The organism is Corynebacterium tuberculostearicum (genome assembly GCF_022347385.1).
Lineage (GTDB): Bacteria > Actinomycetota > Actinomycetes > Mycobacteriales > Mycobacteriaceae > Corynebacterium > Corynebacterium tuberculostearicum_M.
Map to the genome: position 1 here is coordinate 14,979 of NZ_JAKRDT010000013.1, position 23,208 is coordinate 38,186.

Here is a 23,208-nt window from a genome sequence, read left to right on the forward strand (position 1 = left end):
GCCAAACCCCGCCGGGGTCTCCGGCGGGGTAAAAGCAAGGGTGATTAGTCCAGATCTGCTTCGAGCTTATCCAGGATCTTCTGCAGATCCTCCTGGCTGCGCTCCACCTCGACGGAGGTGCCGGCGGAGTCTTCGTCAACGCCCTCCTGGACGGCGTCGCTGTGCCATAGCTCGGCGAGCTTCTTGATGTCCTCGTTATCGGCATCTTCCTCGCGGACGGCGAAGACGTTGATGTACGGCTCTGCCTCTTCAGAGTTCGGGTCGTCCTGGAAGATGGCGGTGGCTGGGTCGATGCCGGCGCGCTCCAAGAAGGAGTTATTGATAATCGCCGGGGTGCCCTCGCCGTGTGCGGACGTGGTCTGTGCGGCATCTACCGGGGTGACCTTGACCTTGGACTTCTTCTCATCGATGTCCAGCGGGGTGGGCTCCAGGTTGTCCTTGTCCTTCAGGGTAAGAAGGCCGGCCTGAACCAGCACGTTGATGGCGCGAGCCTGGTTGGTGGAGTCATTCGGGATGGCGACTTCTTCGCCCTCGATGCCGTCGAGGGAGTCGTGGTCCTTCCAGAACAGTGCCAGCGGCACGATCTCGGTAGCCACGATAGGCACCAGGTTGGTGCCGTTGCCGTGGTTATACTCCGCCAAGAACTTCAGGTGCTGGAAGTTATTGGTGTCCAGCTCGCCCTGGTCCAGGGCCTGGTTCGGGGTGTTGTAATCCGCGAAAGGCTGGATATCGATGTCATAGCCTGCGTTCTTTGCTTCCTGCTCGAACGCTACCCAAGCCTTCTTTGCGTCATCGGTGGTGCCGACTTTGATGGTCTTGGAGTCATCGGAGTCGGAAGAGCATGCCACCAGGCTGGTGGCAGCGATGGTTACGGCGGCGGTAGCAGCCACTACGCGACGGATCTGCATGGGGAATCCCCTTCTTGTAGGAGTTGAAATAATTTGCTTGTTTAGCAACTTAGCAATCAGCGAACCGCTTTGTCTATTGCGGGCATCACGTCCCACCGGCTTGTCTAGAACAATGATTCGATATTACGCTGTGTGGGGTGAAATTTAATGGCGGAAAGGCGCTGTCGTGGTCGCGGGTGGAGCGTATCCTCTCCGGCCGTGAATCTGCTGCGCCCGTGTCGGTTAATCACCTTCATGGGCCAACGGTTCCTGCCCGGCGCGGCCACTCCGCCGTGCCTTTTGCGGAGCTGCATGCGGTAAGTTCCTATAGTTTTCTTGACGGCGCTGCCGAGCCGGAGGAGCTGGTGGGCCGGGCTGTGGAGCTAGGCCTTGAGGGGTTGGCCATCGTGGACCGCGATGGTTTTTATGGACTCATGAAATTCGCCGAAGCTGCTGCTAAAGCAGGCCTTCCGGCCGTATATGGCGCGGAGCTATCGCTCGCGGAGGCTCCGGTGACCGTGCTGGCGCGCACTCCGGAGGGCTATCGCCGCCTGTCGCGCCTCATCGCGCGCGCCCGGATGGAAGCCGGGGAGAAGGATCGCGTAGCCTATCCGCCCTTGGATGAGGTGGCGCGCGAACTGGAAGGGGAGTGCTTCTTTCTGGTGGGGCCGGAGGCGCTAGCGGAAATCGATAACCTGCTCGAAAGAATAAAAATAGACAGCATAGTTCTCGAATATTCTTGCAGCATGTCCCCCGAGGATGCGGATCGGCACCGTTTCCTCGATAAATACAATAACCTGCGGGCCATCGCAACCGCACGGCCCGCGGCCGCGACCCGCGACCAAACTCGGCTCGCCGCCGCCAAGCGTGCCCTAGCCCGGCGCGAATCTCTTGCGGCCGCCGCGCCGCATGCCCACCCCATGGGGGCTGGCTGGCTGCGATCCGGCGAGCAGATGGCGCAACTCTTGCCGGATCGGCCGGAGCTCATTGCCGAAACCGTGGCGCTCGCCCGCGAGTGCTCCTTTACCTGGGACGCCCTCGCGCCCAACCTGCCGCATTTTCCGGTGCCGGAGGGGTACACCGAAATGAGCTGGCTGGAACACGAGGTCTGGCGCCGCGCCAAGGACCGCTATGCCTCGCGCCCGGCCGAGATTAGGCAGGCGGCGCGGAAGCAGATTGGGCATGAGTTGGGCGTCATCAAGCAGCTGGGCTTCCCCGGCTACTTCCTAATCGTGTGCGACCTGGTGGATTTTTGCCGCCGCGAGAATATTCTGTGCCAAGGCCGCGGCTCGGCCGCCAACTCCGCGGTGTGCTTTGCGCTGGGCATTACCAATGCGGAGCCCATCTCCGCGCAGCTGCTTTTCGAGCGCTTTCTCTCCCCAGACCGTGATGGCCCGCCTGATATTGATATCGACATCGAGTCCGGCCGCCGCGAGGAAGTCATCCAGTATGTCTACCGCGCCCACGGCCGCGATCGCGCCGCGCAGGTGGCCAATGTCATTACCTATCGCCGCAAGGGAGCTACCCGCGATGCCGCCCGCGCGTTGGGCTACCCGCAGGGCTCGGCCGATGCGTGGTCGAAAGGTACCTCCGAGCCGCCTGCCGACGTCTCCTCTTTAGCCGAGCAATTCCTCGGCCAGCCCCGCCACCTGGGCATCCACTCCGGTGGCATGGTGCTGTGTGACCGCCCCATTGCGGACGTCGTTCCTATGGAATGGGCGCGCATGGAAAATCGCTCCGTACTGCAGTGGGATAAGGACGATTGCGCGGCCGCCGGCCTGGTGAAATTCGATCTCTTGGGGCTGGGCATGTTGGAGGCGCTGCACCACATGATCGATGCCGTGCGCGCCACCACTGGCCGCGAAGTACACCTGTGGGAGCTCGACCTCGCCGAGCCGGAGGTCTATGACATGCTCTGCCGCGCCGATGCGGTGGGCGTATTCCAAGTGGAATCCCGCGCGCAGCTAGCCACGCTACCGCGGCTGAAACCGCGCCGCTTCTTTGACCTGGTGGTCGAGGTCGCGCTCATTCGTCCCGGTCCTATCCAGGGCGGGTCCGTGCACCCCTACCTGCGCCGCCGCGATGGCTTGGAAGAGGTGACCTATGACCATCCGGTGCTGGAAAAATCCCTGGGCAAGACGTTAGGCATCCCGCTCTTCCAGGAGCAGTTGATGCAGATCGCTGTCGACGCCGCCGGTTTTTCCGGTGCCGAGGCCGATGACCTGCGCCGCGCCATGGGGTCGAAGCGCTCACCGGAAAAGATGGCCGCGCTGCGCAGCCGCTTCTTTGCCGGCCTGCGCGAGACCAACGGTATCGAGGGCGAGGTGGCAGAAAAGCTGTGGGCCAAAATCGTGGCCTTCGCCGCCTATGGCTTCCCGGAATCCCACTCGCAGTCCTTTGCCTCGCTGGTGTATTTTTCCGCGTGGTTTAAGTACCACTATCCGGCGGAATTCTGCGTGGGGTTGCTGCGCGCGCAACCGATGGGTTTCTACTCCCCGCAGTCGCTCATCCAAGACGCCCGTCGTCACGGCGTGCAGGTGCTGCCGGTAAGCATCAATGACTCCGGTGCCCAGGCTCGTGCGACGGGGTCGTCCGAGATCCGTTTGGGCCTTAACCTCATCAAGGGGCTGGGGGAGTCCGCCGCCGAGCGTGTGGAGGCGGCCGCGCCTTTTACTAGTGTGTCCGATCTTTCGCGCCGGGCGGATCTCAGCGTGGAGCAGGTGGAGGCGCTGGCTACGGCCGGGGCGTTGGAGTGTCTGGGGCTGGATCGTCGCCAAGCGCTGTGGCAGGCTGGCGTCGCCGCCACCGAGCGCGAGGGCATGTTGCCTGGTACCTCCGCCCTGGCTTCGCCGCACCTGCCCGGTATGTCCGCGTTTGAGCTCATGGCTACCGACGTCGCCGCTACCGGCGTGACCCATAATCAGCAGCCGATGGAGCTGGTGCGTGCCTCGCTTGCCGACGTCCTCCCTGCCTCCCAGCTCCCCCATATCCCCGATGGCACCCGCGTGCGCATCGCCGGCATTATTACTCACCGCCAGCGCCCGCGCACTGCTTCTGGCCTGACCTTTTTGGGCGTGGAGGATGAAACCGGCCTGATGAACGTGATGGTTTCACCCGGATTGTGGTCGCGGCATAAGGTGCTGGCCCGCACCGCCCGCGCGATGATTATCCGCGGCATCGTGCAAAATGCCACCGGCGCGGTCAGCGTGGTCGCGGATAAGCTCGAGCCGTTGGACTTTGGTGAATTCCTCTCCCGCGGCTCCCGCGACTTCCGCTAGTTGCCGCCGCCGCGCAGCTCGTCCGCGTTGAGCTTATTGGCCAATTCCTTGGCTACCGCAAATGGAATCCACAGCAGCTGGATATAGATGAGCTTGGCAAAGAAGATGGCGATATTGGCCCCCGAGGTCGCCTGCTCCACCGCAACGTGCTCCGCGCCGAAGAAGCGCAGCCCAAAAGCGGTGGCGCCGGCGACGAGGAAGAGCACTATGGCCGTGGCCAATGCGGTTTTCAGGCCTTTGTCGCGGGCGTCGGTATGCAGGCGCAGCTCGTACTCATCCATCTCCGTAGTGGGAACGTCGAGGTGCCGAATGGACTGGCGCAGCCACGTGGTGCACATGGTCGCCGCAATGCCAGCTATCGGCCACAGCAGATTAGACAAGCCAAGCGCGAAGAAGTGCAGGGCCGCCGCCACGATGGCCAGGCCGAGAAAAATGTCGCCGGCTAGGATCAAGCGCTTGCGGCGGGAAACAGAGGCGGGAATTGTGGTAGCCATTAGGAATTCTTCCTATAGATTTCAGTGGACATAGGGGCAAATTCCTGGCGGGAAAAGATAGCCTCCACCGGAAGGTCAAAGACTTCGCAGACGCGAAAGGCTAGGTCCAGGCTGGGGGAGTGGTCCCCGCGCTCGAGGGCTCCGACGGTCTGGGGATTGACGTCGATGGCCTCAGCCAGCTGCGCGCGCGACATGTCCCGCTCGGCGCGCAGCACGCGTACCCGGTTATAAATGGGTGCGGAGGGCTTCTTCTTTGGGGACATGAGTCAAAGTATTGCATAAACCCAACGTCCTGGCAAGGGTTGCTATTCGACGCCGAAGATATCTCCCGGCTGGCAGTCCAGCGCCGCACACAGTGCTGCGAGGGTGCTAAAGCGTACGGCTTTGGCACGATTATTCTTCAATACGGAGAGGTTAACTGGGGTGATACCTACTTCTTTAGCGAGTGCCGCTCCGGTTATGCCGCGCTCTTCCATTATTCGGTCGAGGTGGCAGACTACCTGGGGCCCTTGTGGCTCAGACAAGTCCTTCGACCTCCTCTTCTAGCTTGCAGCCGCGCTTGATGGCGGCTGAGAAGAGTTGTAGGGCGCAGGCAAAGAGGTAAAGCAGCGCGAGCTCGCCAAATGACGTTCCGCTCTGGCTGGACCACCAGTCGATCCCTAGCTGTGAAGAGGCCCAGTTGTTGCCCATACCTTCGAGCGGGAAGCGTCCGATAAACCAGACGAGAATCCCGATGGCTATTCCATTGAGGAAGCGAATATTTTTCGTAGTGAAGACCTGCCCGCGAAGCATGGGCTTGACCAGACGGTAGGTAAAGAACGCGATGATCAAAATAGCCGCAATCTTAACGACGAGTGCTGCGGTGAGCATCCAGAATGGTCCGCCGTCGAGGTTGTGTTTGCTTAGGCCTTCTGGGATGGCTGCGCTCAGTGCGGTGGAAAAGCGTCCGGTGGCAAGCTCACGCAGGTAGGTAGGGCCGAGGATGACGATGGTAAGGAGGCAGATGCCGGCCGCCGCGTTAATTTCGCGGCGCTCGGCCTTGGAGGTGGGTTGTGGGGTGGTCATGACAATCCTTTCCGCCGATTTCTTATCGACTTTCGATGTTGTCGCAATTCGATAATATCGAGTAACGATAAGGTGCGCAAGGGTATGGCCCGATTGATACTGTCAATAACTATGAGCGAAGAAATGAATCCCGTCTCGCCACGCCTGGTGGCCTCGCGCTATATCCACCACCTGAGCTGGATGATTGTCCTCGCGGCGGCCGCCGGTGCGGCAGGTTTCTGGTGGACCCCGTGGTTCTACTGGGCGGCCGGGCTTTTCGTCGCCCTATTCTTCTGGCTGCTCTGGCTCATCCCCGCCCAGGTGCGCAACATGGGCTGGCTCGAGACCGACGACGAGCTGCTTATCACTCGCGGCAAGCTCTGGCATTCCTTCACCGTGGTGCCCTACGGCCGCATCCAATTCGTCGACGTGACCTCCGGGCCCATCGACCGCGCCCTCGGGCTGAAAAAGCTGCAGCTCCACACGGCCTCAGCCAGCACGGACGCCACCATTAAGGGCCTGGAAGCCCCGCTTGCCGACGCCCTCCGCACCCGCCTTGCCCACCAAGCCCGCGAACGGATGAGCGGCCTATGAACGACCAGTCCAGCACCCAACCAAGCTTCCGCCGCGTCCACCGTCTTACCCCACTGCTGCGCCTATGGTCAGTGATCCTGGCCCTCATCGCGGCCTTCGCCCTCAACGTCAACCTGGAAGCCCTGCGCGATATCTTCGCCTTCATCACCGGCGAGCACCGCGGCGAGGCCCTGCGCGATACTGCCTTAGCTTTCGCCGCGTTCGTTGCGGTCTGCGCGGTCGTGTGGCTCGCCTCCGGCCTGTGGTGGCGCCGCATGGGCTACCAGCTCGGCGGGGACGAGCTCTCCCTGCGCCGCGGACTCTTTTCCACCCAACTGCGCACCGCGCGCTATGACCGCACCCAGGCCGTCGACGTCGTCGAGCCCGTCATCGCTCGCCTCTTTCGTCTTGCGGCCGTGCGGGTGGAAACCGCAGGCGGCCAATCATCTGTCATCGAAATCGCCTACCTAAAAAAGTCCGATGCCGAGGCCTTACGCGATGACATCCTCGCCCGCGTGCACGGCGCTCCCACCTCCCAAACCGAGGCGCCGGCCGAGGAATCGTCTGAAGAACCGGCCGAGGAACCAGCTCTCGTGCCCGAAATTCCCATCGCCCGCTCCCTGATTGCGGCCGCGTTGCGCACGTCCACGCTTTTCCTCGTCGGCTTCCTCATCCTCGTTGTGGTTACGCGGCTGCCGCTATCGGCCGCGCTGCCCATCCTCGTCGGCGCGCTCCCCAACGCCTGGAACGTGCTCGATTCCTCCTGGCGCTACACCGCCCGCACCGACGGCGAGGTACTCAACATCACCTACGGTCTGGCCGACCGCCGCCGTCAAAGCATCCGCCTCGACCGCATCCACGCCGTACAAATTACCCAGCCGTTCCTGTGGCGGCCGCTGGGCTGGTACGAGGTGAGGGTTTCGGTGGCGGGATATGGGGCGTCGGCAAGCGGCAAGGCTTCTGGCTCCACCCGCATCCTGCCGGTGGGCACCCTCGCCCAAGCCCGGCAATTCCTGCCGGCCGACGCCGCACCCACCTACGCCTCGCCAGCCCGCGCCAAATGGGTCTCCCCGCTGGATTACCGCCAGCAAACCGTCGCGCTCACCGGCGACTACGTTATCGTGCGCAACGGCCGGCTCAACCGCCGCGTCAAGGCCATCCACACCTCCCATATCCAGGAGCTAACCTACCGCCGCGGGCCGATTTCCCAGGCGCTCGGCTTGGCCACCGTCGACCTCGACCTAGTCCAAGGGCCCGTGCGCATGGCCGCGCGCAACCTCACGCTTGCCGACGCCACCGCACTCCTTGCCCGCCTGCGCTCCCGCCAGCTGCCAGGGCTTAAACCGCCCCGTTAAATCCCAGCTGGCGCCACGCTTCGAATACGGCCGTCGACGCCGAATTCGACAGGTTCATCGAGCGCCTGGCCGGCACCATCGGAATGCGCACGCGGTCCGTCACGCGCGGATGGTTAATATGCTCCTCCGGCAGGCCAGTCGGCTCCGTGCCGAAGAGCAAGACATCGCCCTCCTGGTATTCGATATCCGTAAACCACTTATCCGTATGCGTGGTAAACGCGAAGACGCGCGCCCCCGGCAGCGCGTCCATGCAGGCCTGAAAATCCTTGTGAATCTGCACATCGGCCAGATCGTGATAATCCAGTCCGGCGCGCTTTAAGTGTTTATCGTCGAAATTAAAGCCCAGCGGCTCAATCAGGTGCAGGCTCGCGCCTGTTACCGCGGCCGTGCGGATGGCGTTGCCCGTATTAGTAGGAATGACCGGGTTATCAAAGACAATGTGCAGCTGGCTCATGCCTTCAGTCTAGGATGGTGGCTATGAGCGCTACCAAACTAGATGGCACACTGTACCGCGACGAGATTTTCGCCGACCTCGCCCAGCGCGTGGCCGCACTGAAGGACAAGGGGATTACGCCCGGCCTCGCCACCGTCTTGGTCGGCGAAGACCCCGGCTCCCAGTCCTATGTGAAGATGAAGCACCGCGACTGCGAAAAGCTCGGCATCAACTCCATCCGCAAGGACCTGCCGGCCGATATCACACAGGAAGAACTTGAGGCCGTCATCGATGAGCTCAATGCCGATGACGCCTGCACCGGCTACATCGTCCAGCTCCCGCTGCCCAAGCACTTGGATGAAAACGCCATCCTCGAGCGCATCGACCCCGAAAAGGATGCCGACGGCCTGCACCCGGTCAACCTGGGCAAGCTCGTGCTCAACGAGGACGCGCCCCTGCCTTGTACCCCGAACGGCTGCCTGCACCTGCTGCGCCGTTTCGGCGTTGAGCTTGACGGCGCCAAGACCGTGGTCATCGGCCGCGGCGTGACCGTGGGCCGTCCCATCGGCCTGATGCTTACCCGCCGCAGCGAGAACTCCACCGTCACCCTCTGCCACACCGGCACCAAGGACCTGGCCGCCGAGACCCGCGAGGCCGATATCGTCATCGCCGCCGCCGGCCAGCCCCACATGCTCACTGCGGACATGATTAAGGAAGGCGCCGCGCTTCTCGACGTCGGAGTCTCCCGCGTCGACGGCAAGCTCACCGGCGACATCCACCCAGACTGCTGGGACAAGGCCGGATTCGTCTCGCCGAACCCGGGCGGCGTCGGCCCGCTGACCCGTGCCTTCTTGGTGCGCAATATCGTCGAGCGCGCGGAAAAGTTGGCGTGAATCTAGACAACCCGCACGATGCCGGTCTCGCGCCCTCCCCGCTGCCTCCCGCCGCGCAGTGGGCGGCTATCGGCATGTTCGTGGCGGGCGTGGTCGTCTCTGGCGGCTACGCGGCCTTCGAGTACTGGCGCCGGGCCACATTCCTCCTCGGCCTGGCTTTGCTGTGGCTCACCGTGGTCCGACTGACGTGTGATTCCAGTCGCGTCGGCGTGCTGGCCGTACGCTCGCGCCGCTTCGACGCCTGCTTTACCGGCCTGCTCGGCGCCACGATGGCCTTTCTGGCCTTTTCGGTGGACTCGCTCGGGAGCTAGTTATCCACAGCTTTTTGTAGAAGCGTCACCGATACCGGCCCGCAGAGCCGAAATATGGCCGGTTATCCACAAGCTCCGGGCCGCCACCGCGCGCTGGGTTGCGCGGCCGGCTTAGGCTCGGGGCCATGATTTCGAACTACCTGGCTGCCGTGAACTCCCCGATGGTGCTCATCGAGGAGTGCGCTGGGCTGTCGGTAGAAGAGCTCGTCGATAAGGGCTTTAGCGATCGCGAGGCCGCCGAGTTTGCCCGCCTTGCTGATACCTACTTCGGCCGCACCTCCTTTCGCGCCAAGCAGCGCACCGCCCGCCGCACTACGCTGCCGCTCGACGCGCTAAAAATCATCGAGCACTACGCGCAGAAGATGAAAACCCAGCGCGCGGCCTGGGCACTGCGCGAGGAACTCTGCGCCCTGCGCGTTGCTACCAGCGAGATTGAAAAGCGCGCCCGCCGCCTGGTGCGCGAGGAGCGTACCACCAAGCGCTCTGAGGGCGTGCGCCTGACCCGCCGCCGCGACGACCTGTGGACACTGACCATTACCGCCGAGTCCGAACTGGTGGCAGAGATTAATAACCATGTCTCCACCGTCGCCGATGCCCGCCGCGTCTTTTCCCAGGGTGCCGCCGCCTCCACAATCACCACCAATGTGGTGCTCACCCTCAATGAGATGGTCAAGGTCACCCACGGCGAGGACGTCACCCTGCAGCTGACCAATGGCGCACAGATTTCTGGTGCGGACCTTGCCCGCCGCGCGCTTGCCGACGTCGGCCTTATCACCCTCATCCACCCCGTCACCGGCCCAGTAAACCTCTATCAATCGCGGCGCCGGGCTACATGGAAGCAACGCCAGATGGCGATGGCGGAAAATCCTGTGTGTCCGTGGCCCGACTGTCATACGCCAGCGGATGAATGCCAAGTCCACCACCTCACCCCGTGGCTGCTCGGTGGGGACACGAATCCCGAGAACCTCACCATGGCCTGCAAGTATCACAACGGGGTCAATGATGATGACCCCAATGCGCCGCCGCGCCGCGGCCGGCTCGAGCGCCGCCCCGGCGAAGGTATCGTCTGGCGTCCGCCCTGGGCCACACCGCCCGAAGACTGCTGAGCCCCGTCCCGCCTCTGCTCGCCACGACTGGCCATAGGACCAGCGCAGCGTGCCGCACACCTTATCGATGGTGCGCGCTGCGCAGCTTCGGCGATCGTAGATGCAGTGAGCCTTTAAATCGAGTACTCGGTGGGATCGCCCGCCGCAGAATCGATGCTCGGGTCCGGTTGGGAAAGGGTGAGGAAGTTGCGCAAGATGCGATCCATCTGGCGTGACTCGGTAAGAAAAGCGTCGTGGCCTACCGGGGAGACAACCTTCGCCATCGCCAGCAGGTTGCCGAGGTTGCGCGAGATGTGTTCCTGCTGGTGATACGGGTACAAGATATCCGTGTCCACGCCGACGACCATGGTCGGCACCTCGGATGAGCCCAGCGCGCGGTTAAGGCCGCCGCGGCCGCGGCCGATATCGTGGCGGTTGAGCGCCTCGGTGAGGGTGACGTAGGAGCCGGCGTCAAAGCGATCGGCCAGCTTGATGCCCTGATAGTCGAGGTAGGAGTTGACGGCAAAGCGCTCATTGCGGCGGCGGTAGGGCCCGAGTGGGTTCTCGCCGGTCTGGGCCTGGACACCGAAGCGCTCGTCGATTTCCTGCTCGCCGCGATACGTCAGGTGTGCAATGCGACGTGCGGCCGCCAGCCCCTCGCGCGGGCGCTGCGCGGAGGCGTAGTAGTCGCCGCCATGCCAGAAGGAATCCTGCTCGATGGCCGCGATCTGCGCCGACTGGATGCCAATCTGCCAGGCAGAGGCACGGGCCGATACGGCAATGACGCAAGCGGAATCAACGGCCTCGGGGTGCATCAGCGTCCACTCCAGCGTGCGCGCGCCACCCATCGAACCGCCAATGATGGCGTGGACGTGGGTGATGCCGAGCTCGCGGAGCGCGGCGCGCTCGGCCGAGACGAGGTCGCGCACCGAAAGCGCGGGGAAGCGCGAGCCCCAGGCGCGGCCGTCGATTGGGTGCGGGGAGGCAGGGCCGGTGGAGCCGCCGCAGCCGCCCAGCGCATTGGTGGCGATAACGCACCACTTCGTCGTGTCTAGCGCCTTGCCAGGGCCGACCAGATCGGCCCACCACTCGGCCACATTCGAATCACCGGTCAGGGCGTGTTCGACCACAATGACGTTATTGCGGCCGTGGGGATCGCCGAGGAGGTGGCCGAAGCGGTGGTAGGCAATGTGGGCGTCGGCAAGCGTGGCGCCGGCTTCGGTGTGGAAGTCGCCGATGCTAACTAGCTTCATGCCAGCGCGTTAAAGCCCAGCTCGAGGTCCGCGATGATGTCATCGATGTGCTCGATGCCCACGGACAGGCGGATGGTGGACTGGGTGATGCCGGCCGCGGCGAGCGCAGGCTCGTCGGACTGGGAGTGCGTGGTGGTTGCCGGGTGCACGGCCAGAGAGCGGGTGTCGCCGATATTGGCGAGGTTGGAGTGGAGCTTGAGGGCGTCGATAAACGCCCAGGCTTCCTCGCGGCCGCCGTCGATGTCGAAGGAGAGCACGGAGCCGGTGTAGGCGTAGCCGAGCTTTTCCTTGGTGGCCTTATACGGCGAGGAATCCAGGCCGGCGTAGTTGACCTTGGTGACCTTGGCGTGGCCTTCCAGGTACTCGGCAACGGCCTGGGCGTTGGCATTGTGCTTTTCGACGCGCAGCCCCACCGTCTCGATTCCATTCAGCGTCAGCCAGGCGTTGAAGGGGGAGATGGCGGCGCCGGTATCGCGTAGCAGGCCGGCGCGGGCCTTGAGTGCGAAGGCTGGGGCTCCGAGATCGGCGTACTTCAGGCCGTGGTAGGCCTCGTCAGGGGTGACGAAGTAGGGGAAGACGGGCTCGCCGTTGCGGGTGACTGTCCAGTCGAAAGAGCCGCCGTCGATAATCGTGCCGCCGATGGCCGAGCCATTGCCGGTGTAGAACTTGGTGGTGGAAACCACGACGATGTCCGCGCCGAGGTCCAGCGGCCGGGCGAGGGCGGCGGTGGCGATGGTGTTATCTACGATGAGCGGGACCTGGTTGTTGTGGGCGACCTCGGCGATGGCCGGGATATCGAGGACATCGGCCACGGGGTTGCCGAAGGTCTCGCCGTAGAAGGCCTTGGTATTTGGCTGGACGGCGTCCTGCCAGGATTGCGGGTCATCCGGGTCCTCGACGAAGGTGACGTCGATGCCTAGGCGCTTGAGTGTGACGGTAAAGAGGGTGGAGGTGCCGCCGTAGAGGCGCGGGGAGGTCACGATGTGGTCGCCGGCTGAGGCGAGGTTCAAAATGGCTGCGGTCTCGGCGGCTTGGCCCGAAGCGAAGGCGACGGCCGCGACGCCGCCCTCGAGGGAGGCGAGTCGCTCTTCCAACGCGTCCTGGGTGGGGTTGGTCAGGCGGGTGTAAATGGGGCCGGCGTCGGAAAGATTGAAGCGGTTGGCCGCGTGCTCGGCGTCGTTAAAGACGTAGGAAGTGGTCTGGTAAATCGGCACGTTGCGGGCGTTGTGGTGCCCGTCGAGGTTTTGGCCGGCGTGTACGGAGCGGGTAGCGAAGGACCAGTTGGAATTGGAGTTATCGTATTTCGTCGTCATGCTTGGCAAGACTAGACCAAGCGGTATGTCTTGCGAACGGGTTTAGTGAAACCCGCTGGCAGGGACGAGAATAAAAATAGACCAAGCGGTCAGTGTGCGCTTGGTCTGGTGGGGTGCCTTGCTTAGCGGTGGCGGTCTTGTTTCTCGAGCTGATCGGCAATGCGGCGGGTGTTTGCGCGAGTTTCGTTGCTATTGCGCACGAGCTTGACCACGATGGCGATGATTCCGGCGAGGATGAGGAACGGAATGAGTATGAGTAGAAATTCAAGCGGACCGAGGGACATTTATCACCTTTCTTTTATGGCCTTTGAGATGACGGTATCACTCGCCTAATGCGGCCGCGACCGCGGTGAGGCTCGTGCGCAGCTCGGCGTCGCTGAGGTGGCCGAAGCCGAGGACGACGCCATCTTCGGCGTCGGCGCCGCCCCAATAATCGCGCAGCGGGGTGAGCTTAATGCCGCGGGCGGCGGCGCGGGGGACCACGGCTGGGTCGCACAGCAATACCGCGTGAAGGCCACCGTGGATGGGGAGGAGTTGCGCGCCATCGATGGTGCCGAGCGTTTCGGCTACGAGGTTGCGGCGGCGTTTGTAGGTGCGGCGCATGCGGCCGGTGTGGCGTCGTAAAGCGCCGCTTGAAAGGTAGTGGGCGAGCGCGGCCTGGGGAATGGAACCGACGGGTTGGCCGAAGACCTCGCGCACGTGGTCCACGGCCGGGCGCAGGCGCGGTGGAACGACGAGGTAGCCGCAGGCAATCGAGGGGGAGATGACCGAGGAGAAGGTACCCAGCAGCACGGTGTGTTCCGGGGCGAGTGCGGCCAGGGCGGGCAGTGGCTGGCCGACGTAGCGCAGTTCGGAGTCGAAGTCGTCCTCGATGAGGAGGGCGTCGTGTGCGCGGGCCCATTCGACGAGTTCGGCGCGCCGGGCTGCGGGCAGCGAGCCGCCGTAGGGATATTGGTGGCTGGGGGTGACAATGAGGGCGTCGAGATCGGCCGCGGGGACGGTGACGCCGTCGGGGTCGGTGGGGATTTCCACCAACGTGTGGCCGAGAGCCTGGGGTACGCGGCGCAAGCTGGGATAGCCGGGGGATTCCACGCCCACACGCAGGTGGCGGCTGAGGGAGCGCAGGAGCACGGAGAGGCCGTCGCGGGCACCGGCGGTGATGAGTACGCAGGCCGGGTCCACGGTGAGCCCGCGCATGTGGCGCAGGTGGGCGGCGACCTCGCGGGGCAGATCGCCGGAAGGGTCGACGGCCGCTGCACGCCAGGCGGCCCTCCATTCAGGGGTGAGGATGCCGGCGGTGTCGGGCAGGCCGGGGGTCAGTGACACCAGTTCGGGCTCGGCGGCCGGTGCGGGGGCTGGCTCCGGCCGTGGGGCACGCGCGTGGGGAAGCAGCGGGTTTATGACGGTGCCGGAGCCAACCTCGGCGGTGAGGTAGCCCTCGGCCGTGAGTTGGTCGTAGGCGGTGACCACGCTGCCTCGGGAAACGCTGAGCTGCGAAGCCAAGTGGCGGGTCGAAGGAACGCGCTCGCCGGGCAGGAGGACGCCGGCGGCAACCTGGGTGCGGAGGGCCGCGGCGATTTGCACGGGCAGCGGCCGCGTATCAGAGGGATCGAGGCGAAGGGGCACGGGCCCATCATAAGTGGTCTAATCCAACACGCTGAAAATGGCTCTTGTCTTGTACCACTTGTGTGGGTCACTATGGCACCTATGACTGAACAGGTAAATGAACAAGGACGCGCTACCACCCGCGTGAAGCGAGGACTGGCCGATATGTTGAAGGGCGGCGTCATCATGGACGTCGTCACGCCGGAGCAGGCGCGCATTGCGGAGGACGCGGGCGCGTCGGCCGTGATGGCGCTGGAGCGCGTGCCGGCCGATATCCGCGCGCAGGGCGGCGTGGCCCGCATGTCGGATCCGGAGCTTATCGAGGGCATCGTCGAGGCCGTGGATATCCCGGTCATGGCTAAGGCCCGCATCGGCCATTTTGTGGAGGCGCAGATCCTGGGCGAGCTGGGTGTGGACTTTATCGACGAGTCCGAGGTGCTCAGCCCGGCCGATTATGCCAACCACATCAATAAGTGGGACTTCGACGTGCCGTTCGTGTGTGGTGCGACCAACCTGGGCGAGGCGCTGCGCCGCATCACCGAGGGCGCGGCCATGATTCGCTCCAAGGGCGAGGCCGGCACCGGCGACGTCTCCGAGGCCGTGAAGCACCTGCGCACGATTAAGGCCGAGATTGCCCGACTGCGCCACCTGGACCGAGACGAGCTCTACGTCGCGGCCAAGGAACTGCAGGCGCCGTATGACCTGGTTGCAGAGGTTGCGGAGACCGGCAAGCTCCCGGTTGTGCTCTTCGTTGCCGGTGGCGTGGCCACGCCTGCCGACGCCGCCCTTGTCCGCCAGATGGGCGCCGAAGGCGTCTTCGTCGGCTCCGGCATCTTCAAGTCCGGCAACCCGTCGGCACGCGCGGAGGCCATCGTGAAGGCTGCCACGCTTTACGACGACCCCGCTGAGCTCGCCAAGCTTTCCCGCGGCCTGGGCGAGGCCATGGTGGGCATCAACGTCAACGACGTGCCTGCACCGCACCGCCTGGCCGAGCGCGGATGGTAGCCACCGTCGGGGTGCTGGCGCTGCAGGGCGGCGTCGAGGAGCACCTGCGCATTCTGGACGGGCTTGGTGTGGCGACTCGCCGGGTGAGGGTGCCGCGCGACTTGGACAGCCTCGACGGGCTGGTGATTCCGGGCGGCGAGTCGAGCGTCATCGATAAGCTGGCGCGTAGCTTCGGGCTGGCCGCGCCGCTGCGCGACACCGCGGCCGCAGGATTGCCGGTGCTCGCGACCTGCGCGGGGCTCATCTATTGCGCCCGCGAGCTCGATAACCCCGCGCCGGGGCAGCAGACGCTGGGGCTTATCGACGTCACCGTGCGCCGCAACGCCTTCGGCAACCAGCGCTTTTCCGAAGAGCGCACGGTTCCTGTGACGGCGGGGGAGGAGACGCTCGACATCGAGGCGAGTTTCATTCGCGCGCCGCTGGTCACCCGCGTGGGCGAGGGCGTCGAGGTCATCGCGACGGTGCCGGGCGAGGACGGCGACGCGGTGGTTGGCATGCGCCAGGGCACCGTGACGGCGCTGAGCTTCCACCCAGAAGAAAATGGCGACGCCCGCGTGCACGCCGCCTGGCTCGACAGCTTCTAAGCACGCAGACACACCAAAACCGCCCCGCAGCGAATCAAAAATCGCTGCGGGGCGGCTTTTGCCTGGGAAAAATTACTTCTTCAGGCCGTCGATGATCTCGTTAAACTGAGCAACTGGGCGCATGACAGCAGAGGTCTTCTCGTCATTCGGCCAGTAGTAGCCGCCGAGGTCGGCGGGGTTGCCCTGGGCGTCGACAAGTGCCTGGGCAATCTCGTCTGCCTGGGAGGACAGCTGGGAAGCCACGTCCTTGAACGCAGCGGCGAGATCGGCATCATCGGTCTGGTTAGCCAGCTCCTCTGCCCAGAAGGTGGCCAGGAAGAAGTGGGAACCGCGGTTGTCGATTTCGCCAGCCTTGCGGGACGGGGACTTGCCCTCATTGAGCAGACGCTCGGTGGCCTTGTCCAGGGTGGCGGCCAGGACGCCGGCCTTTTCGTTGCCGTTGGTCTGCTTCTCGTGGCGGAAGGACTCGGCCAGGGCCAGGAACTCGCCGAGGGAATCCCAGCGCAGGTGGTTTTCTTCCTCGACCTGCTGGACGTGCTTCGGGGCGGAGCCGCCCGCACCGGTCTCGAAGAGGCCGCCGCCGGCCATGAGCGGAACTACAGACAGCATCTTGGCGGAGGTGCCCAGCTCGAGGATGGGGAAGAGGTCCGTGTTGTAGTCACGCAGCACGTTGCCGGTCACGGAGATGGTGTCCTCGCCGCGGCGGATGCGCTCGATGGAGGTCTTGGTAGCGGTAACCGGATCCTCGATGGAGATATCCAGGCCCTCGGTGTCGTGGTCCTTAAGGTACTTCTCCACCAGGGACTTGATGTTGCGGTCGTGGCCGCGCTCCGGGTCGAGCCAGAAGATGGTCTTCATGCCGGACAGGCGAGCGCGGTTGACGGCGAGCTTGACCCAGTCCTGGATCGGGGCGTCCTTGGTCTGGCAGGCGCGCCAGATATCGCCTTCCTCCACGTCGTGGGAGATGAGAACCTCGCCCTGGGAGTTGCGAACCTCAACGGTGCCCGCAGCCGGGATCTTGAAGGTCTTGTTGTGGGAGCCGTACTCCTCGGCCTTCTGCGCCATGAGGCCCACGTTCGGCACGGTGCCCATGGTGGTCGGGTCGAAGGCGCCGTTTTCCTTGCAGTCCTCGATAACGGCCTGGTAGACGCCGGCGTAGGAGGAATCCGGGATGACGGCGAGGGTGTCCTGCTCCTCGTCGTTCTTATTCCACATGTGGCCGGAGGTGCGGATCATGGCAGGCATGGAGGCGTCAATAATGACGTCGGAAGGCACGTGCAGGTTGGTGATGCCCTTGTGGGAGTTGACCATGGCGAGGTCGGGGCCGTCGGAAAGCACAGCATCGAAAGCAGCCTTGATTTCTTCGCCGTTGTCCAGGTTCTTCAGGCCCTCGTAAATAGCGCCCAGGCCGTTCTCGCCATTGAGGCCGGCAGCCAGCAGCTCCTCGCCGTACTTGTCATACACATCGGCGAAGAAGGCGCGGACGACGTGGCCGAAGAGGATGGGGTCAGAGACTTTCATCATGGTGGCCTTCAGGTGGGTGGAGAAGAGCACGCCCTCTTCCTTGGCGCGCTTGACCTGTGCGAGGAGGAACTCATCCAGGGCCTTGGCGGACATGAAGGTGCCGTCGATGACCTCACCCTTGAGAACCGGCAGCTCCGGCAGCAGGGTCTGCTCGCCGTCGGCGGTCTTCAGCACGATGGACAGGGTGTCCTCGTTGTCCAGGATGACGGACTTTTCATTGTGGCGGAAGTCGTTGTCCGCCATGGTGGCAACGTTGGTCTTGGAGTCCTTGGACCACTCGCCCATGCGGTGCGGGTGCTTCTTGACAAAGTTCTTGACTGCCTCCGGTGCGCGGCGGTCGGAGTTGCCCTCACGCAGCACCGGGTTAACGGCGGAGCCCTTGACGGAATCGTAGCGGGCAGCAATGTCCTTTTCTTCCTCGGTGGAAGGACTATCCGGGTAATCAGGCAGGTCGTAGCCGGCGGCCTGCAGCTCGGCGATGGCCTTCTTCAGCTGCACCAGGGAAGCGGAAATATTCGGCAGCTTGATGATATTTGCTTCCGGGGTCTTAGCCATCTTGCCCAGTTCTGCCAGGGCGTCCTCGACCTTCTGCTCCTCGGTCAGGCGCTCCGGGAACTGTGCGGCGATGCGGGCGGCCAGCGAGATATCGCGGGTTTCCACGTCGATGCCAGCGGTGGAAGCGAAGGCCTCCACGATGGGCTTGAGGGAGTAGGTCGCCAGCAGCGGCGCCTCATCGGTACGGGTCCACGTAATCTTTGCCATGATTCTCCTAATTAACGTTGGAAAATTGTTCAAGTGCCCAGATTACCGATTTTGTGGGCGGCATGTGGGCCAGTTTGCTGAAAGTGATCCCCCATTTGCCGCCCCTTGAAAAGGGTTGCGTGGCCGCTGTCACCCATGCGCGGGAGGGGTGGAGATATTCACGAGCCCCCGCTGCGGGCATGCTGCAGGCGCAGACGGGGTGTACCCTCACTCTCCATGAAAATCATCGATGAGCTAAGCCCGCGCAGCGCACGCGAACACCGCGTTCGCCGCCGCCCGCTGCCGTTGCAAACGGAGATTACCGCCCGTCGCCGCGCCATCGTCATGGTGGCCATGGCCCTGGGCGCGTTTGCCATCGGCACGACGGAGTTCGTGTCTATGGGCCTGCTGCCGCTTATTGCAGATGATTTTGGCGTTTCGGAAGAAAACGCCTCCACGCTCATCACCATCTATGCCATGGGCGTGGTGGTCGGTGCCCCGTTGATTGCGGCTTTTACCGGCAAGCTGCCGCGCCGCCGGCTCATCCTGCTGCTCATCGGCTTCCTCGTGGTGGGCAACCTCCTCTCGGTCTTGGCACCGAATTACGCCATCCTCATGGTCGCGCGCTTTATTGCGGGCATGCCGCACGGCGCTTATTTCTCCGTGGCTAATCTCTCGGCCGCATCCATGGCGCCCCCTGGCGGCCGCGGCAAGGCCATGGCTTATGTGGGCATGGGCCTGGCCATCGCCACGGTTATCGGCGTGCCGGCCGCCCAAGCCCTCGGCTCCGCGCTGGGCTGGCAGGCGGCCTACCTAGTGGTCGTGGCTTTGGGTATTGTCACCGCCATTGCGTTGTTCTTCCTGATGCCGCACATGACGGAGATGAAGCAGACCGATATCCGCACCGAATTTGGTGCGTTCAAAAACAGTCAGGTGTGGTTCACCGTCATCATGGGCGTGGTCGGCTTTGGCGGCATGTTCTCCGTCTATACCTATATTTCGTGGACCATGACCGAGGTCGCCGGCATGGACCAGAGCCTCATCTGGGTGGTGCTCATGGCCTATGGCATCGGCATGACCATCGGCAATGCCTTTGGCGGCTGGCTGGCTGACCGCAACCTGGAGTTTGGCATTATCTTTGCCTTGGCTTGCCTCATCGTTATCCTGACGGCCTTCTACTTCCTTTCTAGCCATGCCATTCCCGCCACTTTGTGCTTTGGCTGCGTGGCGTTTATGGGCTCCACCTTGGTTCCTTCGCTGCAGCTGCGCTTGGTGCATGTGGCTGGCGACGCCCAGACTTTGGCCGCAGCCCTTAACCAGTCCGCGCTGAACATCGCAAACGCGGCCGGTGCGACCATTGGCGGCGCCGTGGTGGGTGCCGGCTTGGGCTACTCCGCCCCGGCGCTGGCCGGTGCGGCCCTAGCGGCTGCGGGTTGCCTGGTATGGGCTGCGACGATGTGGGATAAAAAGCGCCTTTCTCGCCGCGCCTAGGCTTACCGATATGCTGTTGGCATGACCCTTACCATCGCGAGCGTTAATGTCAACGGAATCCGCGCTGCGTGCAAGCAGCGCAACGAAAATAACCCCGGAATGAACGCCTGGCTAGAGGAGACTCCGGCCGATATCGTGCTCATGCAGGAGGTGCGCGCAACCCCGGAGCAGGCCGAAAAGGCCCTGGCCCCAGCTTTAGAGGCGGGCTGGCACTTAGCTCTTGCCGACGCCGCCGCAAAGGGCCGCGCCGGCGTGGGTATCCTGTCTCGCACCCCGCTTGCCGACGTCGAAGTGGGCTTCGGCTCCTTTAGCGACGCCGGCCGCTGGATTGCGGCTACCACCCGCGATATTCGCGTCGCCTCCTTGTACTTGCCTTCCGGCGATACCGGTTCGCCGAAGTTGGATGAAAAGTACCGCTTCTTGGATGAGTTCCAGGAGGTGCTAGCGGAGAACGCCGCGCGGACGAACTCCGATGGCAGCCCCGCCGACATGGTCATCGGCGGCGACTGGAATATCTGCCACCGCGCCCAGGACCTGAAAAATAATAAGGCCAACGAAAAGAAGGCCGGCCACCTGCCGGAAGAACGCGCCTTCATGGATCACGTCTTTGGCGCGTTCCCGGATGCTGAGCCGCAGGAAAAGAAGAACCTGGGGCAGTGGCAGGGCGTTGTCGAGTACGTAGGCGGCGAGCCGTGGTCCCCGGCCGCAGAACCGCAGTGGTTCGACGTCGCCCGTCGCCTGCATCCGGACGAAGACGGTCCTTATACCTGGTGGACCTACCGCGGCCAGGCGTTTAATAACAACGCCGGGTGGCGCATCGATTACCAGGCGGCCACCCGCCCGATGCTAGAGCGCGCGCAGCGCACCTGGGTGGATAAGGCTCCTACCGTGGAGCAGCGCTGGTCCGACCATTCCCCACTGCTGGTGGAGTACCGCTGATGACGCCACTATTTAGCGTCCTGTATGTAGTTGGTATTACGGCCGAGTCCATGACCGCCGCCTTGTCCGCCGGCCGCCAAAAGCTCGATCTTTTTGGCGTCACCATGATTGCCTCCATGACGGCGCTGGGCGGCGGCACGGTGCGCGATATGATCCTCGATGACCCTCCCTTTACCTGGGTTGAGCACCCCATCTATTTGGTAATCGTCATCGTGGCGGCCGTGGTGACGGTGGGCATGTCCTTCCTCATGCACTACTTCCGCCACCTCTTCCTCATCTTGGATGCCCTGGGGCTTGCGGTCTTTTCGGTGCTCGGCACCCAAATCGCGGTCCATCTGGGCCACGGGTTCATTATTGCCTCGGTCTCTGCGGTGATTTCCGGCGTCTTTGGAGGAGTGCTGCGTGACCTGCTTTCGGATCGCATCCCGTTGGTCTTTTCCGGCGAGTTCTACGCCGCTATCTCGCTGCTCGCCGCGGCGCTATTTATGGCGCTGTACCACAGTGGCCTGGCCGAGGAACCGACCGCGATTATCACCGCCTCCGTGTGCTTTATTGCTCGCTTGGCCGCGATCTACTTCAAGAAGGGCCTGCCCGTCTTCGAATACCGCGACGCCGAGCAGCAGATGGACCCGCGCCTGCGTTTGTCTGCGCGCATTGTGCGCGATGGCGCCCGCAAGGCCAAGCGCAAGGCGGGCGCGGCCACGCGCTATGCCAGCCCGATCACGCGCCCGCTGACCCGGCCGCTTAGCCGACCCTTGAGCCGCACCTTCAGGAACAAGTCTCGAGCGTTTTCTACCGCGACCGAAGGAACGGACTACAGCGATATGTCGAGCAACCGCATCGCGCGCCGGCCGAAGCGGCAGTCGATTACGCGGCCGAGCGGCCGGCACTCGCCAGGGGCGAGGGGAGTAAACGTGGAGCAGCAGTGGAGCTTCAATAAGGGGGACGTCGGCAAGCGCAAGGCACCCAAACACAAGCAGTAGTGCTACTATGGGTAGGTCAAAAAATTCAGTAATCTGCAACGGAGAAAGTTCATGGCTCGCGCAATTATTTCTTTCGTCCTCGGCGCTGTAATCCTCGGCCTGAGCATCTGGTGGTGGACCGTTGTTGGTCCGTCCTTCGCTTTCCTCGGCCCCATCGTGCTCATGGGCGTGGGCGGCGCGCTGATGGTATCCGGTTGGGCCATCCTAATGGACGTGGTCAGCCCCACCTCCCGCAAGCTCTAAAATCCTTGCGCCGCTTCCCCTGCCCAATCGGGCAGGGGATTTTTCGATCCCTCGCTCAGACGGCGCCGGGGAAGGATGTGAACCGTGCGTCGGGGCTAGGGGGTAGGATAAGGCACCATGACTGCAGACAATTCCACCGTTTCCCGCGTCCTGTCCGGTATCCAACCCACCGCTGATTCCTATCACCTGGGTAATTACCTGGGAGCGCTCAAGCAGTGGATTGACCTGCAAGACGGCTATGACGCCTTCTACTTCATCCCTGACCTGCACGCGATCACCGTGGAGCAAAACCCGGAGGAGCTGCGCAACCGCACCATCGCAGGTGCCGCACAGCTCATCGCCCTGGGCATTGATCCGGAAAAGTCCACGCTCTTCGTGCAGTCGCACGTGCCCGCCCACGCGGAGCTTACTTGGGTACTGCAGTGCCTTACCGGTTTTGGCGAGGCCTCCCGCATGACCCAGTTCAAGGATAAGTCCGCCAAGCAGGGCTCGGATCGCACCTCGGTGGGCCTATTTACCTACCCGATCCTCATGGCCTCCGATATCTTGCTCTACTCGCCGGATTATGTGCCGGTGGGCGAGGATCAGCGCCAGCACCTGGAGCTGACCCGCAATCTGGCCGAGCGCTTCAACAATAAGTACGGCGAGACCTTCAAGGTACCGGAGCCATTCATCCCGGAGGGTGCGGCAAAGATTTATGACCTGCAGGAGCCGACCTCCAAGATGTCTAAGTCCGGCGCCAACCCGAAGGGCCTGGTCAACCTGCTTGATGCGCCGAAGACCTCGGCTAAGCGCATCAAGTCCGCCGTGACGGATGATTTGGGCTCGGTGGCCTTCGACCGCGACAACCAGCCGGGTGTGTCCAACCTGCTGGTTATCCAGTCTGCGCTGACCGGTGAATCCATCGATTCCTTGGTGGAAAAGTACGCCGGCCAGGGCTACGGCCACCTCAAGGTCGATACCGCCGACGCGCTGCAGGAATTTACCACTCCGCTCAAGGCGCGCTATGACGAGTTGATGGCGGACCGCGGCGAGCTCGAGCGCATCCTGGCGCAGGGCGCGGAGACGGCACAAGAGATTGCCCAGCCGCTTGTCGACGCCGTTTATGAAAAGGTCGGCTTCCTTCCCCGCCTGCGCAAGTAGTAAGCGGCCGCTTCCCCCGTGCCCCACCCCG

Annotated in this window: 24 protein-coding genes; 13 read left to right on the top strand and 11 right to left on the bottom strand. The window is 63.6% G+C overall.

The window, feature by feature from the left end; all coding sequences use genetic code 11:
- Positions 1 to 44 precede the first annotated feature (44 nt).
- Positions 45 to 908, bottom strand: a complete 864-nt coding sequence (locus tag MHK00_RS08255; protein ID WP_200435848.1) for a MetQ/NlpA family ABC transporter substrate-binding protein — start codon at positions 906 to 908, stop codon at positions 45 to 47.
- A gap of 137 nt (positions 909 to 1,045) precedes the next feature.
- On the opposite strand from MHK00_RS08255, the gene MHK00_RS08260 reads away from it, so the two are divergent.
- On the top strand, positions 1,046 to 4,165 hold the full coding sequence (locus MHK00_RS08260) for an error-prone DNA polymerase (protein WP_250411248.1): 3,120 nt from the start codon (positions 1,046 to 1,048) through the stop codon (positions 4,163 to 4,165).
- On the opposite strand, the gene MHK00_RS08265 is transcribed toward MHK00_RS08260, so the two are convergent.
- Genes MHK00_RS08265 through MHK00_RS08280 form a run of 4 tightly spaced genes read right to left on the bottom strand, consistent with a single transcriptional unit; the run spans position 4,162 to position 5,724 of the window.
- Positions 4,162 to 4,659 carry a hypothetical protein gene (locus MHK00_RS08265; RefSeq protein WP_250411250.1) on the bottom strand — a complete coding sequence of 166 codons (498 nt, stop codon included), beginning with the start codon at positions 4,657 to 4,659 and terminating at the stop codon, positions 4,162 to 4,164. The two genes, MHK00_RS08260 and MHK00_RS08265, sit on opposite strands and share 4 nt — an antisense overlap.
- Positions 4,659 to 4,922, bottom strand: a complete 264-nt coding sequence (locus MHK00_RS08270) for a helix-turn-helix transcriptional regulator (protein WP_005322660.1) — start codon at positions 4,920 to 4,922, stop codon at positions 4,659 to 4,661. The genes MHK00_RS08265 and MHK00_RS08270 overlap by 1 nt, the downstream gene beginning before the upstream one ends.
- 42 nt (positions 4,923 to 4,964) lie before the next feature.
- Complete coding sequence (locus tag MHK00_RS08275; RefSeq protein ID WP_040424873.1) at positions 4,965 to 5,183, bottom strand: helix-turn-helix domain-containing protein; 219 nt, start codon at positions 5,181 to 5,183, stop codon at positions 4,965 to 4,967.
- The gene (locus MHK00_RS08280; RefSeq protein WP_250411252.1) at positions 5,176 to 5,724 is read right to left on the bottom strand and encodes a hypothetical protein; all 549 of its coding nucleotides are present in this window, start codon (positions 5,722 to 5,724) and stop codon (positions 5,176 to 5,178) included. Before MHK00_RS08280 ends, MHK00_RS08275 begins: the two co-directional genes overlap by 8 nt.
- Positions 5,725 to 5,835: 111 nt before the next feature.
- Between MHK00_RS08280 and MHK00_RS08285 the strand changes: the two genes are divergently transcribed.
- Both MHK00_RS08285 and MHK00_RS08290 read left to right on the top strand, forming a co-directional pair.
- Complete coding sequence (locus tag MHK00_RS08285; RefSeq protein WP_250411254.1) at positions 5,836 to 6,297, top strand: PH domain-containing protein; 462 nt, start codon at positions 5,836 to 5,838, stop codon at positions 6,295 to 6,297.
- Positions 6,294 to 7,631: a PH domain-containing protein gene (locus tag MHK00_RS08290; RefSeq protein WP_200435845.1), complete on the top strand. Its 1,338-nt coding sequence runs from the start codon at positions 6,294 to 6,296 to the stop codon at positions 7,629 to 7,631. The genes MHK00_RS08285 and MHK00_RS08290 overlap by 4 nt, the downstream gene beginning before the upstream one ends.
- Here MHK00_RS08290 and MHK00_RS08295 read toward each other — a convergent pair.
- Positions 7,615 to 8,085, bottom strand: coding sequence for a tRNA (cytidine(34)-2'-O)-methyltransferase (locus MHK00_RS08295; protein ID WP_005322648.1), 471 nt, complete (start codon positions 8,083 to 8,085; stop codon positions 7,615 to 7,617). The genes MHK00_RS08290 and MHK00_RS08295 overlap by 17 nt on opposite strands.
- A 23-nt stretch (positions 8,086 to 8,108) precedes the next feature.
- Between MHK00_RS08295 and MHK00_RS08300 the strand changes: the two genes are divergently transcribed.
- The 3 genes from MHK00_RS08300 to MHK00_RS08310 all read left to right on the top strand — a co-directional run bounded on the left by MHK00_RS08300 (position 8,109) and on the right by MHK00_RS08310 (position 10,374).
- Complete coding sequence (locus MHK00_RS08300) at positions 8,109 to 8,957, top strand: bifunctional methylenetetrahydrofolate dehydrogenase/methenyltetrahydrofolate cyclohydrolase (RefSeq protein ID WP_150850691.1); 849 nt, start codon at positions 8,109 to 8,111, stop codon at positions 8,955 to 8,957.
- Positions 8,954 to 9,268: a DUF3017 domain-containing protein gene (locus MHK00_RS08305; protein WP_250411257.1), complete on the top strand. Its 315-nt coding sequence runs from the start codon at positions 8,954 to 8,956 to the stop codon at positions 9,266 to 9,268. Before MHK00_RS08300 ends, MHK00_RS08305 begins: the two co-directional genes overlap by 4 nt.
- 125 nt (positions 9,269 to 9,393) lie before the next feature.
- Positions 9,394 to 10,374 (top strand): HNH endonuclease signature motif containing protein, encoded by a 981-nt coding sequence (locus MHK00_RS08310; protein WP_250411260.1) that lies wholly within the window; start codon positions 9,394 to 9,396, stop codon positions 10,372 to 10,374.
- Between the two features lie 113 nt (positions 10,375 to 10,487).
- Here MHK00_RS08310 and metX read toward each other — a convergent pair whose 3' ends face one another.
- The 4 genes from metX to pdxR all read right to left on the bottom strand — a co-directional run bounded on the left by metX (position 10,488) and on the right by pdxR (position 14,545).
- On the bottom strand, positions 10,488 to 11,606 hold the full coding sequence (gene metX / locus MHK00_RS08315) for a homoserine O-acetyltransferase MetX (protein WP_250411262.1): 1,119 nt from the start codon (positions 11,604 to 11,606) through the stop codon (positions 10,488 to 10,490).
- Entirely contained in the window at positions 11,603 to 12,919 is a 1,317-nt protein-coding gene (locus MHK00_RS08320) for an O-acetylhomoserine/O-acetylserine sulfhydrylase (RefSeq protein ID WP_250411265.1), read from the bottom strand. The genes metX and MHK00_RS08320 overlap by 4 nt, the downstream gene beginning before the upstream one ends.
- Positions 12,920 to 13,041: 122 nt before the next feature.
- Entirely contained in the window at positions 13,042 to 13,203 is a 162-nt protein-coding gene (locus MHK00_RS08325; RefSeq protein ID WP_005322637.1) for a hypothetical protein, read from the bottom strand.
- A 37-nt stretch (positions 13,204 to 13,240) separates the two neighbouring features.
- Positions 13,241 to 14,545: a MocR-like pyridoxine biosynthesis transcription factor PdxR gene (pdxR, locus tag MHK00_RS08330; RefSeq protein WP_250411267.1), complete on the bottom strand. Its 1,305-nt coding sequence runs from the start codon at positions 14,543 to 14,545 to the stop codon at positions 13,241 to 13,243.
- An 81-nt stretch (positions 14,546 to 14,626) separates the two neighbouring features.
- On the opposite strand from pdxR, the gene pdxS reads away from it, so the two are divergent.
- Both pdxS and pdxT read left to right on the top strand, forming a co-directional pair.
- The gene (gene pdxS, locus MHK00_RS08335) at positions 14,627 to 15,529 is read left to right on the top strand and encodes a pyridoxal 5'-phosphate synthase lyase subunit PdxS (RefSeq protein ID WP_250411270.1); all 903 of its coding nucleotides are present in this window, start codon (positions 14,627 to 14,629) and stop codon (positions 15,527 to 15,529) included.
- Positions 15,523 to 16,113, top strand: a complete 591-nt coding sequence (gene pdxT, locus MHK00_RS08340) for a pyridoxal 5'-phosphate synthase glutaminase subunit PdxT (RefSeq protein ID WP_250411272.1) — start codon at positions 15,523 to 15,525, stop codon at positions 16,111 to 16,113. The genes pdxS and pdxT overlap by 7 nt, the downstream gene beginning before the upstream one ends.
- A gap of 72 nt (positions 16,114 to 16,185) precedes the next feature.
- Here pdxT and MHK00_RS08345 read toward each other — a convergent pair whose 3' ends face one another.
- Complete coding sequence (locus tag MHK00_RS08345; protein ID WP_250411274.1) at positions 16,186 to 18,399, bottom strand: NADP-dependent isocitrate dehydrogenase; 2,214 nt, start codon at positions 18,397 to 18,399, stop codon at positions 16,186 to 16,188.
- A 216-nt stretch (positions 18,400 to 18,615) separates the two neighbouring features.
- Here MHK00_RS08345 and MHK00_RS08350 point away from each other — a divergent pair, with 216 nt between their 5' ends.
- The 5 genes from MHK00_RS08350 (at position 18,616) to trpS (ending at position 23,177) form a co-directional block, all read left to right on the top strand.
- A complete protein-coding gene (locus MHK00_RS08350; protein WP_250411276.1) occupies positions 18,616 to 19,869 on the top strand; it encodes an MFS transporter in 1,254 nt (417 codons plus the stop codon).
- 21 nt (positions 19,870 to 19,890) lie between these two features.
- Positions 19,891 to 20,808: an exodeoxyribonuclease III gene (locus MHK00_RS08355; RefSeq protein WP_250411278.1), complete on the top strand. Its 918-nt coding sequence runs from the start codon at positions 19,891 to 19,893 to the stop codon at positions 20,806 to 20,808.
- Positions 20,808 to 21,791 carry a trimeric intracellular cation channel family protein gene (locus MHK00_RS08360; protein WP_250411281.1) on the top strand — a complete coding sequence of 328 codons (984 nt, stop codon included), beginning with the start codon at positions 20,808 to 20,810 and terminating at the stop codon, positions 21,789 to 21,791. The genes MHK00_RS08355 and MHK00_RS08360 overlap by 1 nt, the downstream gene beginning before the upstream one ends.
- Positions 21,792 to 21,842: 51 nt before the next feature.
- Positions 21,843 to 22,034: a hypothetical protein gene (locus tag MHK00_RS08365; RefSeq protein ID WP_005322618.1), complete on the top strand. Its 192-nt coding sequence runs from the start codon at positions 21,843 to 21,845 to the stop codon at positions 22,032 to 22,034.
- A 117-nt stretch (positions 22,035 to 22,151) separates the two neighbouring features.
- The gene (trpS, locus tag MHK00_RS08370) at positions 22,152 to 23,177 is read left to right on the top strand and encodes a tryptophan--tRNA ligase (protein WP_005322617.1); all 1,026 of its coding nucleotides are present in this window, start codon (positions 22,152 to 22,154) and stop codon (positions 23,175 to 23,177) included.
- The last annotated feature ends 31 nt before the right edge of the window (positions 23,178 to 23,208 follow it).